Origin of the sequence: Bacillus sp. JKS001846, from assembly GCF_900176455.1 — a bacterium.
Taxonomy (GTDB): Bacteria; Bacillota; Bacilli; order Bacillales; family Bacillaceae_G; genus Bacillus_A; species Bacillus_A cereus.
Genome location: NZ_FWYG01000001.1, coordinates 413,552 through 428,757 on the forward strand (window position 1 = coordinate 413,552; position 15,206 = coordinate 428,757).

A 15,206-nucleotide genomic window follows, 5' to 3' on the forward strand; every position below is an offset into this window, starting at 1 on the left:
GGTGATTTTTTCTTTTTATAAAGGGAATTAATACAGTCTTTCATTTCTTTCTGTTTCTCATTTCGTTTATAATATAAAGTAAGAATGTAGTAAAGAAAGGGGGATGTCGGAAAGTGGTATATTTAAACGACAAACTCAGCGAAACAAAAGTGTTTAAAGACCCAGTACATAAATATGTGCACGTGCGTGATCGTGTTATTTGGGATTTAATCGGAACGAAAGAATTTCAACGCTTGCGCCGTATTAAGCAGCTTGGAACGACATTTTTTACATTTCACGGTGCAGAGCATAGTCGCTTTACTCATTCGTTAGGTGTATACGAAATTATTCGTCGTATGATTGATGATGTGTTTGATGGCAGACCAAATTGGAATGCTGAAGATAGATTGTTATGTTTATGTGCGGCATTACTTCATGATGTCGGTCACGGCCCATTTTCTCACTCGTTTGAAAAAGTATTTTCATTAGATCATGAGAAATTTACGCAAAAGATTATCGTAGGCGATACGGAGATTAATGATGTATTAAGTCGTGTTGATAAGGAGTTTCCACAAAAGGTAGCAGATGTAATTGCAAAAACATCTACTAATAAATTAGCGATTAGTATGATTTCGAGCCAAATTGATGCGGATCGTATGGATTATTTATTAAGAGATGCTTATTTTACAGGCGTAAAGTACGGAAACTTCGATATGGAACGTATACTGCGTGTAATGCGTCCGTATGGGAATCAAGTAGTCATTAAAAATAGTGGTATGCATGCTGTTGAGCATTACATTATGAGTCGTTATCAAATGTATTGGCAAGTATATTTCCACCCGGTAACGCGAAGTGCAGAAGTTATTTTAACGAAGATTTTACACCGTGCGAAATCACTGCACGAGAAGTATTATACATTTAAAAATCATCCTGTTCATTTCTATTCTTTATTTGAAGAAGAAGTAACAGTAGAGGATTATTTAAAGTTAGACGAGAACGTTATGTATTACTACTTCCAAGTATGGCAGGAAGAAGAAGATCCAATTTTAAGCGATTTATGCCGCCGTTTTATGAATCGAAATCTATTTAAATATGTAGAGTTTACAGATAAACACGGTTTAGATAATTGGATGGAGTTAAGTAGTTTATTTAAAAAGATTGGACTTGATCCAGAGTATTATTTAGTAGTTGATTCAACATCAGACTTACCGTATGACTTTTATCGTGCAGGAGAAGAAGAAGAGCGTCTACCAATCCTACTTCTTATGCCAAACGGAGAGCTTAGAGAGCTTTCACGTGAGTCGGATATTGTTGAGGCGATTACAGGTAAGAAAAGAACAGATCAAAAGCTATTCTATCCGCATGATTTAATCTATGAAGATGGAAGAAAAGGAAAATATAAAGAGAGAATTATTGAGTTGTTAGAAGGAAAGAAATAAGAAGCAGCTAATGACTGCTTCTTATGAAAAAACTTGAAATTATTTGTCGCTTAAGCGTTTTCCGCCAACTGCATAATGGTTTTTAGACATTTCTTCGATGAAAACAACGATGTTTTCTTCAGGAGCACCAGTTGTTTCGCTTACTGCTGCTGTTACTTTCTCAGCAAGAGCTTTCTTTTGTTCTTCTGTGCGTCCTTCTAGCATTTTCACTGTTACGTATGGCATGTACAATCGCTCCTTTTATGTAAGTTACACTCTTATTATAGCGGATTATGGGGAAGAACAATCGAAAAAACAAATAATTTCTTTTTTTGACATATGGAAGAGGAGATGAAGCATGGATCAGTTATTTAGATACCCGTTGCACCAAATTCCTTTGGTAGCAATGGCCATTATTATCGCATTATCAGTTCATGAATTTGCACATGCATATGTAGCATATAAATTTGGAGACGATACAGCAAAGAGACAAGGCCGTTTAACGTTATCACCGATGGCACACTTAGATCCTATAGGTTTGATTGCAGTATTAATTCTTGGATTCGGTTGGGCAAGACCGGTTCCTGTTAACCCATATAACTTTAAAAGACCGCGTCTTGCAGGTATATTAGTTTCAATTGCAGGGCCGATTAGTAACTTAATTTTAAGCGCAATTGGTTTAATTATTTGGTATAGCTTATTAAAATTTGGTGTATTATACTCAATTCCATCTGCAGTAGCAGATACGTTAGCTCAATTTTTCCAGATTTTTATTATGCTGAATATCGTTTTACTTGTCTTTAATTTATTACCGATACCGCCACTTGATGGGTATCGCGTAGTGGAAGATTTAGCACCAGCAAATATTCGCGCGAAAATGACACAGTATGAAAAATACGGGGCAATTGCGTTATTAATTCTTGTTATTACACCGCTTAGTAATTACACAATTCAGCCTATTTTTAATGTTGTTATTCCGTATGTATTAATATTTTTACAGAATATCATTGCGCCTATTTTCGGCCTTTAAACGAGGAGGAACTTACATATGACAGAGAAAAAGAAAAAAATCGGTTTTAATATCGTGAAAAATGATTCAACAGATGGACATGGTGGATTTGGTGTTGGGGCATTAAGCTTAGAAAACATTTCACCTGTATTTGTTGATGTACTAGAGAGAACTGCATTCGTTGATATTGGTGCGATGCACGCGCGTAGTACAGTAGAAAAAGGTATTAAGTTTTTAACAAATAAAGATGAAGTTCCAAACGGAAAACCATTTTGGCTTGTTTGGGTAACGATTGAAAGAACTGCGACAGGTGCGTATTATGCAGGTGTAACAGCTTGTGAAATGACAGTAGACCGTGAAATTCGCCGCGGATATAAATCACTTCCAGAGCACGTAAATAAAATGGATAAATCATTGAAGCGTCACATTATGGTTGACCATATGGATGAATCATCTAAAAAGGTACTTGGTACGTTCTTGAAAGAACATAATGAAGCGATTTGGAACGAATCTAGTGAAGAATTGCGCCGTGCATTATTAAGTGAATAAAAAATAGCTGACGGATGCCCGTCAGCTATTTTTTTTACCAAGGAAGATATTTTTTCCACCAACTTGTTTTTTTCTTTTCTTCAGTCGTTTTTTCAAATTCTTCTTTATCATCGACGTGATCCATACAATATTCAGTCGGTTCGGTACCTTTAGCGAAATACATTTTCACAGAAATAGGACAATTTTTTGTAGCAATTTTACCGTTCTCTGGATTGATATTAACCGCTACGACGTCACTTGGTTGTTTAAATTCTTTTTTTGGTTGTCCCTCTAACCCTTTCTCCATCGTATCAGTCCATATTTTCTTCGCATATCCTTGTTCTGCTACGTTTGAAATAGATTTAGGTTGATCATATCCGACCCACACACCAGTTACGATTTGCGGAGTAAATCCGATCATCCAACTATCCGTTTCAGTAGAACCAGATTTGCCGGCATATGTTCTTGATAGTTTGGATAACATCGATTGACCAGTTACAGCAGCATAGCTGCTTAGTTTCTTATTAAACATACCAGTCATCATTTCTTCCATTACAAACGCTTTGCTCTTGTCGAGAACTTGTTTACTCTCTAAATGAGCATCGTATAATATATTTCCTTCATGATCCATAATGCGGCGAATGAAAGTAGGTTTTACTTCTTTTCCACCATTTGCGAACATGCTATAAGCGTTAACCATTTCAATTGGTTTTACTGGTGATGTACCAAGAGCTAGAGAAGGCACATCTTTTAATGCACTTTTAATTCCAAATTGTTTCGCTGTTTTTGCAAGCGCGTCATCGCCTAAAAACAAATTCGTTTTCACAGCATATATGTTATCAGAGACTGCGAGAGCTTGTGCCATCGTTACGAAATCATCTGCATAATAATCTTTATAGTTCTTCGGTTTATACTTTGAAACGCCGTCACCTAAGGTGAATACAGTATATTCGCTTTTTAAGCGCGTAGCAGGCGTGAATCCTCGTTCTAATGCCGCATAATATAGAAATGGCTTAAATGTAGAACCAGGCTGACGAATGGCTTGTGTAGCCCTGTTAAATTGACTCGTAGTATAATCAGTTCCACCAACAAGAGCAGCCACTTCACCTGTCTTTGGATTCATAGAGACGAGAGCAGTTTGTATGTTTGTTGTGTCAGGTATGTGATCTTTTACAGCTTGTTCTGCTACAGCTTGTAGTTTAGGGTCTAGCGTTGTATAAATTCGCAAGCCACCCCGTTGTAAAGCTTGTTCGTCTAATCCAACATCACGAAGGAGCGAAGCTTGTACAGCATCTTGGAAATATGGTGCGACCTCTGCTACTTTTTTCGTATCTAATGAGGCAAAAGTTAGTGGCTCTTTCTTCGCTAAGGCTGCTTGTTGCTTCGTAATATATCCTTGTTCTACCATTTCATCTAATATGAGAGCTTGTCGTCCTTTCGCACGATCCTCTTTCAAAAAGGGAGAATAGACACTTGGCCCTTTCGGGATACCTGCGAGCATACTAGCTTCTGCTAATGTTAACTCTTTTGCCGTTTTATCGAAATATAGACGGGATGCAGCTTCGATGCCATAAGCGCCATGTCCGTAATAAATTGTATTTAAATATCCTTCTAAAATATGATTTTTATTATAATTCACCTCAAGGCGAATTGTGTACATTGCTTCTAATAGTTTACGTTTCCACGTTTTATCATGATCTAAGTAAAGGTTACGAGCATACTGTTGTGTAATCGTACTAGCACCTTGGACTTTTGCCATCGCTTTTAAATCGGCAACAATGGCACCAGCAATACGTTTCATATCAAAGCCATGATGTTTGTAGAATCGTTGATCTTCAATAGATAGTGTCGCCTCTTTTACATAAGGTGAAATTTCATTAAGAGATACATTGTAACGTTTTTGCATTTCATTACTTTGTCCTATAACAGTGTCATCATTTGCGTAAAAGACGCTTGTTTGCGGGACCGCAACAGGAGGAGGTCCCATAATTTTTGCAACTATAATAATAATAAAAAAAGAAAAAACGAAGAAAAGGACGCAAGAAAACATTGCGGTGAAGAAAAGACGTTTATATTTTTTAAGTTTTGGATTCATAGTTTGATCCATCTTTTTTCAGCCCCTCATTAATACAAGCGTTATTGTATTAGTATTGAGGGTTTTCATTTATTTTAAACAATGAAATTTCGAAAATAAAAAAGCCCCTTCCATTAAGAAAGGAGCTCAAAGGCACGTGCTGGCCAATCAGTAATGATGACATCTACACCATAATCAATCATAGTTTGTAAATCTTTGTATTCATTAATTGTATATGGACGGAAAACATACCCTTGCTCTTGTGCTAACTGCACAAATTCTTTCGTTAATAACTGGAAGTTTGGATGTAATCCATTTGCTTCTCTATGTTTTGCTTCGGCAATTGGATCAGAAAGTGGTGTATCATATAAAATTGCTCTTGGGATTTCAGGAGCAATTTCTGCTAATAATGAAACAGAGTCATGGTTAAATGATGAAAATACAATTTGATTAGAAAGATGATATTCACGCACAAGTGCAACAGCTTTTTCCTCAATATTTGGGTAATGAATAACATCTGTCTTTAATTCAATATTTAGTTGTAAGTTCGTTGTGGAAAGCCAAATGAAAACCTCACGCAACGTTGGGATTTTTGCTTCATGGAAAGAAGGGTCTTTATAGCTACCAGCGTCCAATGATTGTAGTTCCTCTACCGTTTTTTCCGAAACAAGTCCAACGCCATTTGTTGTACGATCGACGGTTTCATCGTGAATTACGACAAGTTCACCATCTTTTGATAAGTGGACATCGAGTTCAATTCCGTGAGCGCCAATGCGTTCTGCTTCTTGGAAGGCAATCATCGTATTTTCGGGATGTGTTCCTTTTACTCCGCGGTGAGCGAAAATAAGTGGTTTACTCATGTGAAATTCTCCTTATTATCTCTTTTCTTTCATTATGAAACTGCTTTAGGGAAAATACAATTGAATATGACAAACATTTACAAAAGTCTAACAGTTGCACAAAAGTTAACGTTAACGTAAAATGTAATAATCAAGTGAAGGGAGGAATAAACATGTATAAAATTGATGAAGTAACAAAGCAAGTTGGTTTGACAAAACGTACACTTCGTTATTATGAGGAAATTGGTTTAATTCATCCCCCTGAACGTAGTGAGGGGAACATTCGCCTGTATACAGACGGGGATATCGCCAGAATTAAAAAAATTGTGGAAGCGAAAGAAGTGTTAGGAATTACGCTTCAAGAGATGCAGCATTTTTTATCGTTAAAAGAAAGAATGGAGCAAAGAAGAAATAGCGAAAACCCTCGTGATCGTGAAGTGATTCAAGAAATTAAAGATATGCTTGAAAAACAAGTGGAAACGCTAGACGAAAAAATGGAGCAAATGCAACGTGTAAAGGCAGAACTAGAAGATAGTTTACATCGTGCAGTAACATTTTTAGAGAACACAAAAGGAGAGTAATCAAAATGGAGAGCAAACAAAAACTAGGGAGATTGATTACAGTGGTGGCTACCTTCCTTGCCTTTTCGGGTATAGGGGTAGTTGACCCAATTTTGCCAATTATTGCTGAGAAAATCGGTGCAACGCATTGGCAAGTTGAAATGTTATTTACCGCTTATATTTTAACGATGGCAATCATGATGTTACCAGCTGGTATATTTGCATCGAGATTTGGTGATAAACGGATGATGACAATCGGTCTTGCGATTGTGACTGTATTTGCGTTTATATGCGGTATATCGCAAACGATTGCTCAATTATCTCTTTTCCGCGCTGGATGGGGATTAGGAAATGCGATGTTTTTTGCTACAGCAATGACGCTATTAATAGCATTAAGTAAAGAAGTTCATGAAGCAGTAGGATTATACGAAGCAGCTATCGGTTTAGGCATGGCTGGCGGACCATTATTAGGCGGGATATTAGGTGGTCATTCTTGGCGTTATCCGTTTTTCGCGACAAGTATTTTAATTTTCTTAGCATTTATTTTAGTATTCTTTTTTGTAAAAGAACCGGAGCGAAAAGTGAAGCGTAAGGCTGCTGGGGTAGGAGAATTACTTAACCTGGTGAAGTATAAACCGTTTATGCAAGGTGCGATTTCAGGAATGTTATACTACTACGGATTTTTCGTTGTGTTAGCATATTCACCACTTATTATGCATTTATCAGCTATTCAATTAGGCTTTGTATTTTGCGGATGGGGGCTCGCGTTAGCTTACGGTTCTGCAATTTTAGCACATAAGCTAGAAGGGAAATATGAACCAAAAACATTATTAAAGGGTAGTTTACTCGTATTTGCGATTTTCTTAATTGCACTATTCTTTGTGAAAATTATGTGGTTACAAATTACTCTTATCGTTTTATCAGGATTGGCATCTGGCTTAAACAATGCATTATATACAAGTTATGTAATGGATATTTCACCTTATGAAAGATCTGTTACGTCAGGTGTTTATAACTTTGTTCGTTGGTTAGGTGGTGCGATTGCTCCAATTTTATCAGGAATTATCGGTCATACTGTTTCACCACAAAGTCCGTTTTTAGTAGGTGGAATTGTTGTGTTAGTTGGTTGTATTATGATCCTAATTCCAATTCGTAAACCAGTAGAAATAGAGACAAAAGCCCTTTCTTAAGAAAGGGTTTTCTTTCCTTTTACGGTGCAAACCCTTTCCGCACATATGTTAGAACCCTCTGACTAAAATATATTTTCGGTATTTTTGTACTTTTAACTATACATTTTGGATGTTTTGTTTTATTTTTGTTAGGGGACATTAATGATGTCCCTATTATAAATTTGCATTGAAAGGCGTGATTGTACGATGGAACTATGGTTCACTGAAAAACAAACAAAACATTTTGGGATTACGGCGCGTATTAACCGCACATTACATACGGAGCAAACAGAATTCCAAAAACTTGATATGGTCGAAACGGAAGAGTTCGGAAACATGCTTATTTTAGATGGCATGGTTATGACAACAGAAAAAGATGAGTTCGTTTATCACGAAATGGTAGCACACGTACCCTTATTTACACATCCAAACCCTGAAAACGTATTAGTTGTTGGTGGCGGTGATGGTGGTGTTATTCGTGAAGTGTTAAAACACCCAAGTGTAAAGAAAGCAACTCTTGTTGAAATCGATGGAAAAGTAATTGAGTACTCTAAACAATACTTACCATCAATTGCAGGCGCATTAGATAATGAGCGTGTAGAAGTAAAAGTAGGAGACGGTTTCCTACATATCGCAGAAAGCGAAAATGAATACGATGTAATTATGGTAGATTCTACTGAGCCAGTAGGACCAGCAGTAAACCTATTTACAAAAGGCTTCTACGCTGGAATTTCAAAAGCGTTAAAAGAAGATGGTATTTTCGTTGCACAAACGGACAACCCTTGGTTTACACCAGAACTAATTACAACTGTGTTTAAAGACGTAAAAGAGATCTTCCCAATTACTCGTTTGTACACAGCAAACATTCCAACTTACCCAAGTGGTCTTTGGACGTTCACAATTGGATCTAAAAAACATGATCCATTAGAAGTAAGTGAAGAGCGTTTCCACGAAATCGAAACGAAATACTACACAAAAGAATTACACAATGCAGCATTCGCATTACCGAAATTTGTTGGGGATTTAATTAAGTAAGAGAATTGTATCAAACAAATAAAGTGTAAGTAGCTCATTTAAGGTGTTTGTCCAGAAGACTTGAACATGCTAGCTACTTACACTTCTGTAGAGAAAATCGTCTTCTTGTTGTTAAAAAGAAGACCCGGTAAATCGAGAAAGAGGAGCAATTCGCTCCAAATTTGAGAAATAGTGAAAGGTTGGGATACCTTAAGTTCCACATAAGGAGGAAAAGAATATGCGTTTTGATGAAGCTTATTCAGGTAAAGTATTTATTAAAAGTCATCCAAGTTTTGAAGAGTCAAAGGTAGTTATTTATGGGATGCCTATGGATTGGACAGTAAGTTACCGTCCGGGATCTCGTTTTGGCCCTGCACGTATTCGTGAAGTATCAATCGGTCTTGAAGAATATAGCCCGTATTTAGATCGTGAACTAGAAGAGGTAAAATATTTTGATGCGGGTGATATCCCATTACCATTCGGAAACGCACAACGCAGCTTAGACATGATTGAAGAGTATGTATCAAAACTTTTAGATGCCGATAAGTTTCCACTAGGTCTCGGCGGTGAGCACCTAGTGTCTTGGCCAATTTTTAAGGCAATGGCAAAAAAATATCCGGATTTAGCAATCATCCACATGGATGCTCATACTGATTTACGTGAATCGTATGAAGGGGAGCCTTTATCCCACTCTACACCAATTCGTAAAGTGTGTGATTTAATTGGTCCGGAAAACGTATATTCTTTCGGAATTCGTTCTGGAATGAAGGAAGAATTTGAATGGGCGAAAGAAGTAGGTATGAACTTATACAAATTTGACGTATTAGAACCGTTAAAAGAAGTATTACCGAAACTTGCTGGCCGCCCAGTCTATGTCACAATCGACATTGATGTATTAGACCCAGCTCACGCTCCAGGAACAGGAACATTAGAAGCTGGCGGTATCACATCTAAAGAATTATTAGATTCCATCGTAGCAATTGCAAATTCAAATATAAATGTAGTTGGAGCAGACTTAGTAGAAGTAGCTCCAGTCTACGACCATAGTGATCAAACACCAGTCGCAGCAAGCAAATTCGTGCGGGAAATGCTGCTCGGTTGGGTGAAATAAAAGCGGAAGCCGACTGTTTAGACCCGGTGACTAAGGTTCTTAGACGCAAGGGTCTAGGAGGCGTAACTGGATAGTAATAAAAGCGGAGGCAGCTCGCTCAGAATCGCAGGTCATTGGAACGCTCGACCGAGAAGTACTTTTAGCGTAGGCCGAGAGTGTGAAATGGCTGGAGATTCTAGCCGCTGCAGCTAGATAAAGTAAGAGCCCTCTATATGATTAGAGGGCTCTTATTTTGTCGTTATGTGTCGGTAAGTCGATATATTAAAAAAATCGCTGATATAATTCGAGTTGCGCCGATATATTAAAAAAATCGCCGATATAATTCGAGTTGCGCTGATATATTAAAAAAACCGCCGATATAATTTCATTTACCGTTACGCAACACAAAAAAAAGCTATTCTCAAACGATGGGAATAGCTCTTTTTCTTATGCAACCTTCTCTTCCGAAGTAACTCCGCGAATTTCATCAGCAGAGCGGATTGGATATTTACGGAACACAATAGATCCAATGTATCCGACAATAGTGGTAACGATTCCACATAGTACGGCAGCGATCGTTACTTTTATAACGTCATTAAATCCGAATAGGACAAGAAGACCTGGAATTGGTGATGCTGTTCCTGGTGCATTATTAACAAGTTGGAATAGCGATGTAATAATACCGGCAAGTGCACCGCCAACGAAATTTGTCATATAGATAGGAATTGGATTTGCTGAGACAATATCGGCTTGTGTTAAAGGCTCGATTGCTACAGCAATTGTATCTTTCTTTGAACAAATTTTTAATCGTTTAAAGAAAATAAAGTTCATCGGGGCTGAGGCCGCAACGGCAAGACTACCAATTGCCATAGGTAAACCTGTTAATCCAAGCATTGCAGTTAGTGCCATAGAACTTAGTGGAGAGGTAGAAATAACTGTTATTAATCCACCAAGCATAATACCCATAATGATAGGACTTTCTGTAGTTGCAACTGAAATCATAGAACCGATTTTACCGAGTGTTGCGTTAACAAGCGGATCCATAAGCATTGCCATTCCGCGTGAGATTGGTGCAGCGATAAATAGGATTGCTAAAAATTCCACGCCAGCTGGTAATTTCTTTTCGAGAAATTTCACGACGAAAGCACAAACGTATCCAGCGAAAAATCCTGGTAAAATACCGAATCCACTAGTAGCGATACCAATTAAAACAGCGTATACGGGGGAAACACCGATTGCTAATGCGACTAAAATCGCTGCTGCGACACCGCTCATACTACCGGAAGCTTCTCCTACTGATTGTAAAAAGTCATTATGAAACATTTCTCCACCTATATAACGGTGAAATGCTTCAATAAGAAAACTTGCGATTGCTGCATTAGCTAAAGCACCCATCGCCTTCATTCCATAAGGCGCACGGTAACTAAAAAGTGTAAATAGACAAAGTACAACAAGTAATAGTGCTAAACCTTGCAAGATAGCCATTTGAAAACTGTCTCCTTTGATTTTTGTAATAAAAATTCGTATCATTCAATAATAATATAAAAGTGTATGAAACGGAAAAATTTTTTCTTGGGAACTTGCTGTAAGAAAAAATCCCTTACAATAATGTAAGGAAAGTGTAAGACTTTTAGATAGAGTATAGTATGCTCTTTTCCGTATAATACAAGTATAGATATAATACTAGTGAGAAAGAAGTGCAAACAGGAGGTTCATGTATGAAATTGGTAATTAAAGTTTTAGCTATATTCGCCATTATTCTAGGTGGAACAGCGTATTATTTGAACACAAAAACAGAAGGTGTACATGCTTTTGTAGACAACTTCTTTTCAAATAAAGAAATACAAGATTATTATGCGGTTATAGATAAAGGTGAGAAAAAAGACGGAGAATACTTGTATACTTTTAAAGGGTATACAGAAGACGGAAAGTTACAGATCATTAAAAGAATGATGAACCGTGAATTGCATACGGGGGCGTTTATAAAAATTTATGCAAAAGGTATGCAAGGAAAAGGATGGGCTGAAATCCCGAAAGAATCTATTCCACAAAAAGCGTTGGAAAAAATAGAAAAACCATAAAAGGAGCGACTCATTCGCTCCTTTTTAGTGCGTTAAAATAGTGATAGATGTTTTTTCCTTGTTAGAAATAATTTTTGCACGTCCACCAATTGGGAAAGTGAAAATCGGGGTTGTATGCCCGAAACTTGCGTTTGCAATGATAGGAATATGTGCAAGTTCAGGTTTTGAAGCAATCATTTCTTGAATGTCTTCTATCGTACATTCTGCACCTTTTTGCATCTTTCCTATAATGATTCCCTTTATGTATTCAAAATCTTGCTGCTGCATAAGGGAATGTAAATAACGATCAAAAGTTTTAAGAGTAGATGTTCCAGTTAAACTATCTTCTTCAATAAATAAAATTTTGTCCTTTAAATTTGGCATATATGGTGTGCCTTGCAGTAAGTTAAATGTGCTCATATTGCCACCGATAATATCTCCCGTAGCTTCTCCTTCCTGAATTGAAACGTATCCTTCATTTTTAATAAATTCTCGATTTTCCTGATCTATATACCAAGAATCATCGCTCCATGTTTCAGATGGCAGGACTTCAATAGGCTCATTAGAAGTTAAGCACTTTAAAAAGTAATCGGTTGTATACTCGAGCCCTTTCTCCATTCCAAAGGAAGAGAAATGGGGTCCTGAATATGTAACGAGACCTGTTTTTGCGTAAATTGCATTATTTAAAGCAGTAATATCTGAATAACCACAGAAAAATTTCGGGTTTTTATGAATTAGATCATAATCGAGATGTTTCAATAAACCATTGGAGTTGTATCCGCCAAGTGTCGTCAAAATAGCTTTTACATTAGGGTCTCCAAATGCTTTATGGAGGTCTTGAATGCGGGAAGAAATAGAAGAGGAAGCAAATCGATCTATCTCATCGGCATATTTTGAGAATGTAACTTGAAAGCCCATGTCGGTTAATCTCTTTATAGCAAGTTTTCTATTTTCATTTGAAACAATACTTAAACTACACGATGGTGAAATCACTCGTATTTCATCACCCTTTTTTAACTTTGTTGGTATCACTATATTCACCTCTTTAATTGAAAGAATATTTAGATTTAAAAAATATTTTATCATATGAAATAAAGTAGAAGTGAATTATTTTTTGAAATGGAGTTTTCCTGATTTTTCAGCAGACAGACAGAGTCTTTTTTTGATATGATAGGAAAAGTGATTTATTATAAGTAGTATTTAATATCTATAACATTTGAAAGGTGTGCAAGACGTGGAGAAACAACTTGCAGGCTTGCCGGTACACGTTCATTTCGTAACAGAAATCCGTGAAGGGGCGAGGAAGGAAACCGTTGCTTTTGAAGCAAATGGTCAATACTATGTAAAAGGTCAAGGTACATATGTAACATTCCAGGAGCCGAACGAACAAGGCGAAGTGAAAACAATTATTAAAATTCAAGATGAACAAGTTCTCATTATGCGTTCAGGTGCTGTTTCTATGCGTCAGACGCATGTGAAAGGTGAATGGACAACTGGTACGTATACGAGTGAACTTGGTACGTTTGCATTGCAAACAAAGACTGATAACGTTCTTTTTAAATGGTCGGATGAAAAGAAAAAAGGACAACTCTTCTTAACTTACGCATTGCTTCTAAGTGAACAAGAAGCTGGCAGATATACTATTACAATTAATTTGAAGGAGGCAAAATAATGAATTCCTTAGAACAAGTAAAAGGATTGATTAAAGAAGAAATTCAGGCTGCTGTATTAAAGGCAGAATTAGCGACAGAAGAACAGATTCCAAACGTTGTATTAGAATCTCCAAAAGATAAAACAAATGGTGACTTCTCTACAAATATGGCAATGCAACTTGCACGCGTTGCGAAAAAAGCACCTCGTATGATTGCAGAAGAACTAGTTGCAAACTTCGATAAAGCAAAAGCTTCTATTGAAAAAATCGAAATCGCTGGTCCTGGTTTTATTAACTTCTATATGGATAATAGCTACTTAACAGATTTAATTCCAACAATCGTAAACGCTGGTGAAGCTTACGGTGAAACGAATACTGGTAAAGGTGAAAAAGTACAAGTTGAGTTCGTATCTGCTAATCCAACAGGTGACCTTCACTTAGGACATGCACGTGGTGCGGCAGTAGGTGACACTTTATGTAACCTATTAGCAAAAGCAGGCTACGATGTATCTCGTGAGTACTACATTAATGATGCTGGTAACCAAATTCATAACTTAGCTCTTTCTGTTGAAGCTCGTTACATGCAAGCTTTAGGCTTAGATAAAGAAATGCCAGAAGACGGTTACCATGGTGCGGATATCATTGGAATTGGTAAACGTTTAGCAGAAGAATTCGGCGATCGTTATGCGAAAGCTGATGAAAAAGAAAGCTATGAATTCTACCGTGAGTACGGTTTAAAATATGAATTAGCAAAACTTCAAAAAGACTTAGAAAGCTTCCGCGTTAAATTTGATGTATGGTTCTCAGAAACATCACTATACAAAAACGGAAAAATCGATCAAGCTCTTGCTGTATTAAAAGAGCGTGAAGAGATCTTTGAAGAAGACGGCGCAACTTGGTTCCGTTCAATGACTTACGGCGATGACAAAAATCGTGTATTAATTAAAAACGACGGTTCTTACACATACTTAACGCCAGATATCGCGTATCACCGTGATAAATTAGAGCGTGGTTTTGATAAGTTAATCAACATTTGGGGTGCTGACCACCACGGTTACATTCCTCGTATGAAGGCTGCTATTCAAGCACTTGGTTACGATAAAGACACGCTTGAAGTAGAAATCATCCAAATGGTACAACTATACCAAAATGGTGAAAAAATGAAGATGAGTAAGCGTACGGGTAAAGCAGTTACACTTCGTGAGCTTATGGAAGAAGTAGGCGTGGACGCAATGCGTTACTTCTTCGCAATGCGTAGCGGTGATTCTCATTTAGACTTCGATATGGACTTAGCTGTATCAAAATCTAATGAAAACCCAGTATACTATGCACAATATGCTCATGCTCGCGTATGCAGTATCCTTCGTCAAGGCGAAGAATTAGGATTAGCTGTAGATGGAGATGTGAACTATAAACTTGTTACTTCTGAGAAAGAAGTAGAGTTACTGAAAAAACTTGGTGAATTCCCAGCGGTAGTTGCGGATGCAGCACAAAAACGTCTACCACACCGTATTACAAACTATGCATTTGAATTAGCAGCAACATTACACAGCTTCTACAATGCAGAAAAAGTATTAAACCAAGATAACTTAGAATTAAGTAAAGCTCGTTATGAGTTAATGAAAGCAGTACGCACTACACTTCAAAATGCATTAGCAATCGTAGGAGTATCTGCACCAGAAAAAATGTAATGAAGAAAAGCGGAAGCGGCTCGTTTAGAATAGGAGGGGGATGGAGCTCCTGACAGAGAGGTGTACTTTGCCTCGGAGGAAGGCGCGAAGCCACCGAGTATTCTAGCCGCTGGAACTGGACAAT

Annotated in this window: 15 protein-coding genes; 10 read left to right on the forward strand and 5 right to left on the reverse strand. The window is 37.3% G+C overall.

Annotated elements, in window-relative coordinates; genetic code table 11:
- Positions 1 to 113: 113 nt before the first annotated feature.
- Entirely contained in the window at positions 114 to 1,418 is a 1,305-nt protein-coding gene (locus B9A45_RS02295; RefSeq protein ID WP_000262730.1) for an HD domain-containing protein, read from the forward strand.
- A gap of 39 nt (positions 1,419 to 1,457) precedes the next feature.
- On the opposite strand, the gene B9A45_RS02300 is transcribed toward B9A45_RS02295, so the two are convergent.
- Positions 1,458 to 1,643 (reverse strand): 2-hydroxymuconate tautomerase, encoded by a 186-nt coding sequence (locus B9A45_RS02300; protein WP_001147171.1) that lies wholly within the window; start codon positions 1,641 to 1,643, stop codon positions 1,458 to 1,460.
- Positions 1,644 to 1,755: 112 nt separating this feature from the next.
- On the opposite strand from B9A45_RS02300, the gene B9A45_RS02305 reads away from it, so the two are divergent.
- Complete coding sequence (locus tag B9A45_RS02305; RefSeq protein WP_016111037.1) at positions 1,756 to 2,427, forward strand: site-2 protease family protein; 672 nt, start codon at positions 1,756 to 1,758, stop codon at positions 2,425 to 2,427.
- Between the two features lie 18 nt (positions 2,428 to 2,445).
- A complete protein-coding gene (locus tag B9A45_RS02310; protein ID WP_016111036.1) occupies positions 2,446 to 2,955 on the forward strand; it encodes a YwhD family protein in 510 nt (169 codons plus the stop codon).
- A 34-nt stretch (positions 2,956 to 2,989) separates the two neighbouring features.
- Here B9A45_RS02310 and B9A45_RS02315 read toward each other — a convergent pair whose 3' ends face one another.
- Together B9A45_RS02315 and B9A45_RS02320 are read right to left on the reverse strand one after the other, a co-directional pair.
- Positions 2,990 to 5,041, reverse strand: coding sequence for a transglycosylase domain-containing protein (locus B9A45_RS02315; protein ID WP_016111035.1), 2,052 nt, complete (start codon positions 5,039 to 5,041; stop codon positions 2,990 to 2,992).
- Between the two features lie 101 nt (positions 5,042 to 5,142).
- Positions 5,143 to 5,868, reverse strand: coding sequence for a glycerophosphodiester phosphodiesterase (locus B9A45_RS02320; RefSeq protein ID WP_000042788.1), 726 nt, complete (start codon positions 5,866 to 5,868; stop codon positions 5,143 to 5,145).
- 152 nt (positions 5,869 to 6,020) lie between these two features.
- Between B9A45_RS02320 and B9A45_RS02325 the strand changes: the two genes are divergently transcribed.
- From B9A45_RS02325 to speB, 4 genes are all read left to right on the forward strand, one after another.
- On the forward strand, positions 6,021 to 6,428 hold the full coding sequence (locus B9A45_RS02325; protein WP_000276578.1) for a MerR family transcriptional regulator: 408 nt from the start codon (positions 6,021 to 6,023) through the stop codon (positions 6,426 to 6,428).
- Positions 6,429 to 6,433: 5 nt separating this feature from the next.
- Positions 6,434 to 7,597, forward strand: coding sequence for an MFS transporter (locus tag B9A45_RS02330; protein ID WP_000444233.1), 1,164 nt, complete (start codon positions 6,434 to 6,436; stop codon positions 7,595 to 7,597).
- Positions 7,598 to 7,783: 186 nt separating this feature from the next.
- A complete protein-coding gene (gene speE / locus B9A45_RS02335; RefSeq protein ID WP_000424696.1) occupies positions 7,784 to 8,611 on the forward strand; it encodes a polyamine aminopropyltransferase in 828 nt (275 codons plus the stop codon).
- 217 nt (positions 8,612 to 8,828) lie between these two features.
- Positions 8,829 to 9,701: an agmatinase gene (speB, locus tag B9A45_RS02340; RefSeq protein ID WP_001209831.1), complete on the forward strand. Its 873-nt coding sequence runs from the start codon at positions 8,829 to 8,831 to the stop codon at positions 9,699 to 9,701.
- A 426-nt stretch (positions 9,702 to 10,127) separates the two neighbouring features.
- Here speB and B9A45_RS02355 read toward each other — a convergent pair whose 3' ends face one another.
- Positions 10,128 to 11,165, reverse strand: a complete 1,038-nt coding sequence (locus tag B9A45_RS02355; RefSeq protein WP_000996309.1) for a PTS sugar transporter subunit IIC — start codon at positions 11,163 to 11,165, stop codon at positions 10,128 to 10,130.
- 233 nt (positions 11,166 to 11,398) lie between these two features.
- Between B9A45_RS02355 and B9A45_RS02360 the strand changes: the two genes are divergently transcribed.
- Entirely contained in the window at positions 11,399 to 11,761 is a 363-nt protein-coding gene (locus B9A45_RS02360) for a YxeA family protein (protein ID WP_000779915.1), read from the forward strand.
- 24 nt (positions 11,762 to 11,785) lie between these two features.
- Here the strand turns inward: B9A45_RS02360 and B9A45_RS02365 are convergent, their stop codons facing one another.
- Positions 11,786 to 12,772 carry a S66 family peptidase gene (locus tag B9A45_RS02365; RefSeq protein WP_000613236.1) on the reverse strand — a complete coding sequence of 329 codons (987 nt, stop codon included), beginning with the start codon at positions 12,770 to 12,772 and terminating at the stop codon, positions 11,786 to 11,788.
- Positions 12,773 to 12,974: 202 nt separating this feature from the next.
- Between B9A45_RS02365 and B9A45_RS02370 the strand changes: the two genes are divergently transcribed.
- The gene (locus B9A45_RS02370) at positions 12,975 to 13,412 is read left to right on the forward strand and encodes a YwiB family protein (RefSeq protein WP_000414867.1); all 438 of its coding nucleotides are present in this window, start codon (positions 12,975 to 12,977) and stop codon (positions 13,410 to 13,412) included.
- Entirely contained in the window at positions 13,412 to 15,082 is a 1,671-nt protein-coding gene (gene argS / locus B9A45_RS02375; protein WP_001086446.1) for an arginine--tRNA ligase, read from the forward strand. The genes B9A45_RS02370 and argS overlap by 1 nt, the downstream gene beginning before the upstream one ends.
- Positions 15,083 to 15,206: the final 124 nt, after the last annotated feature.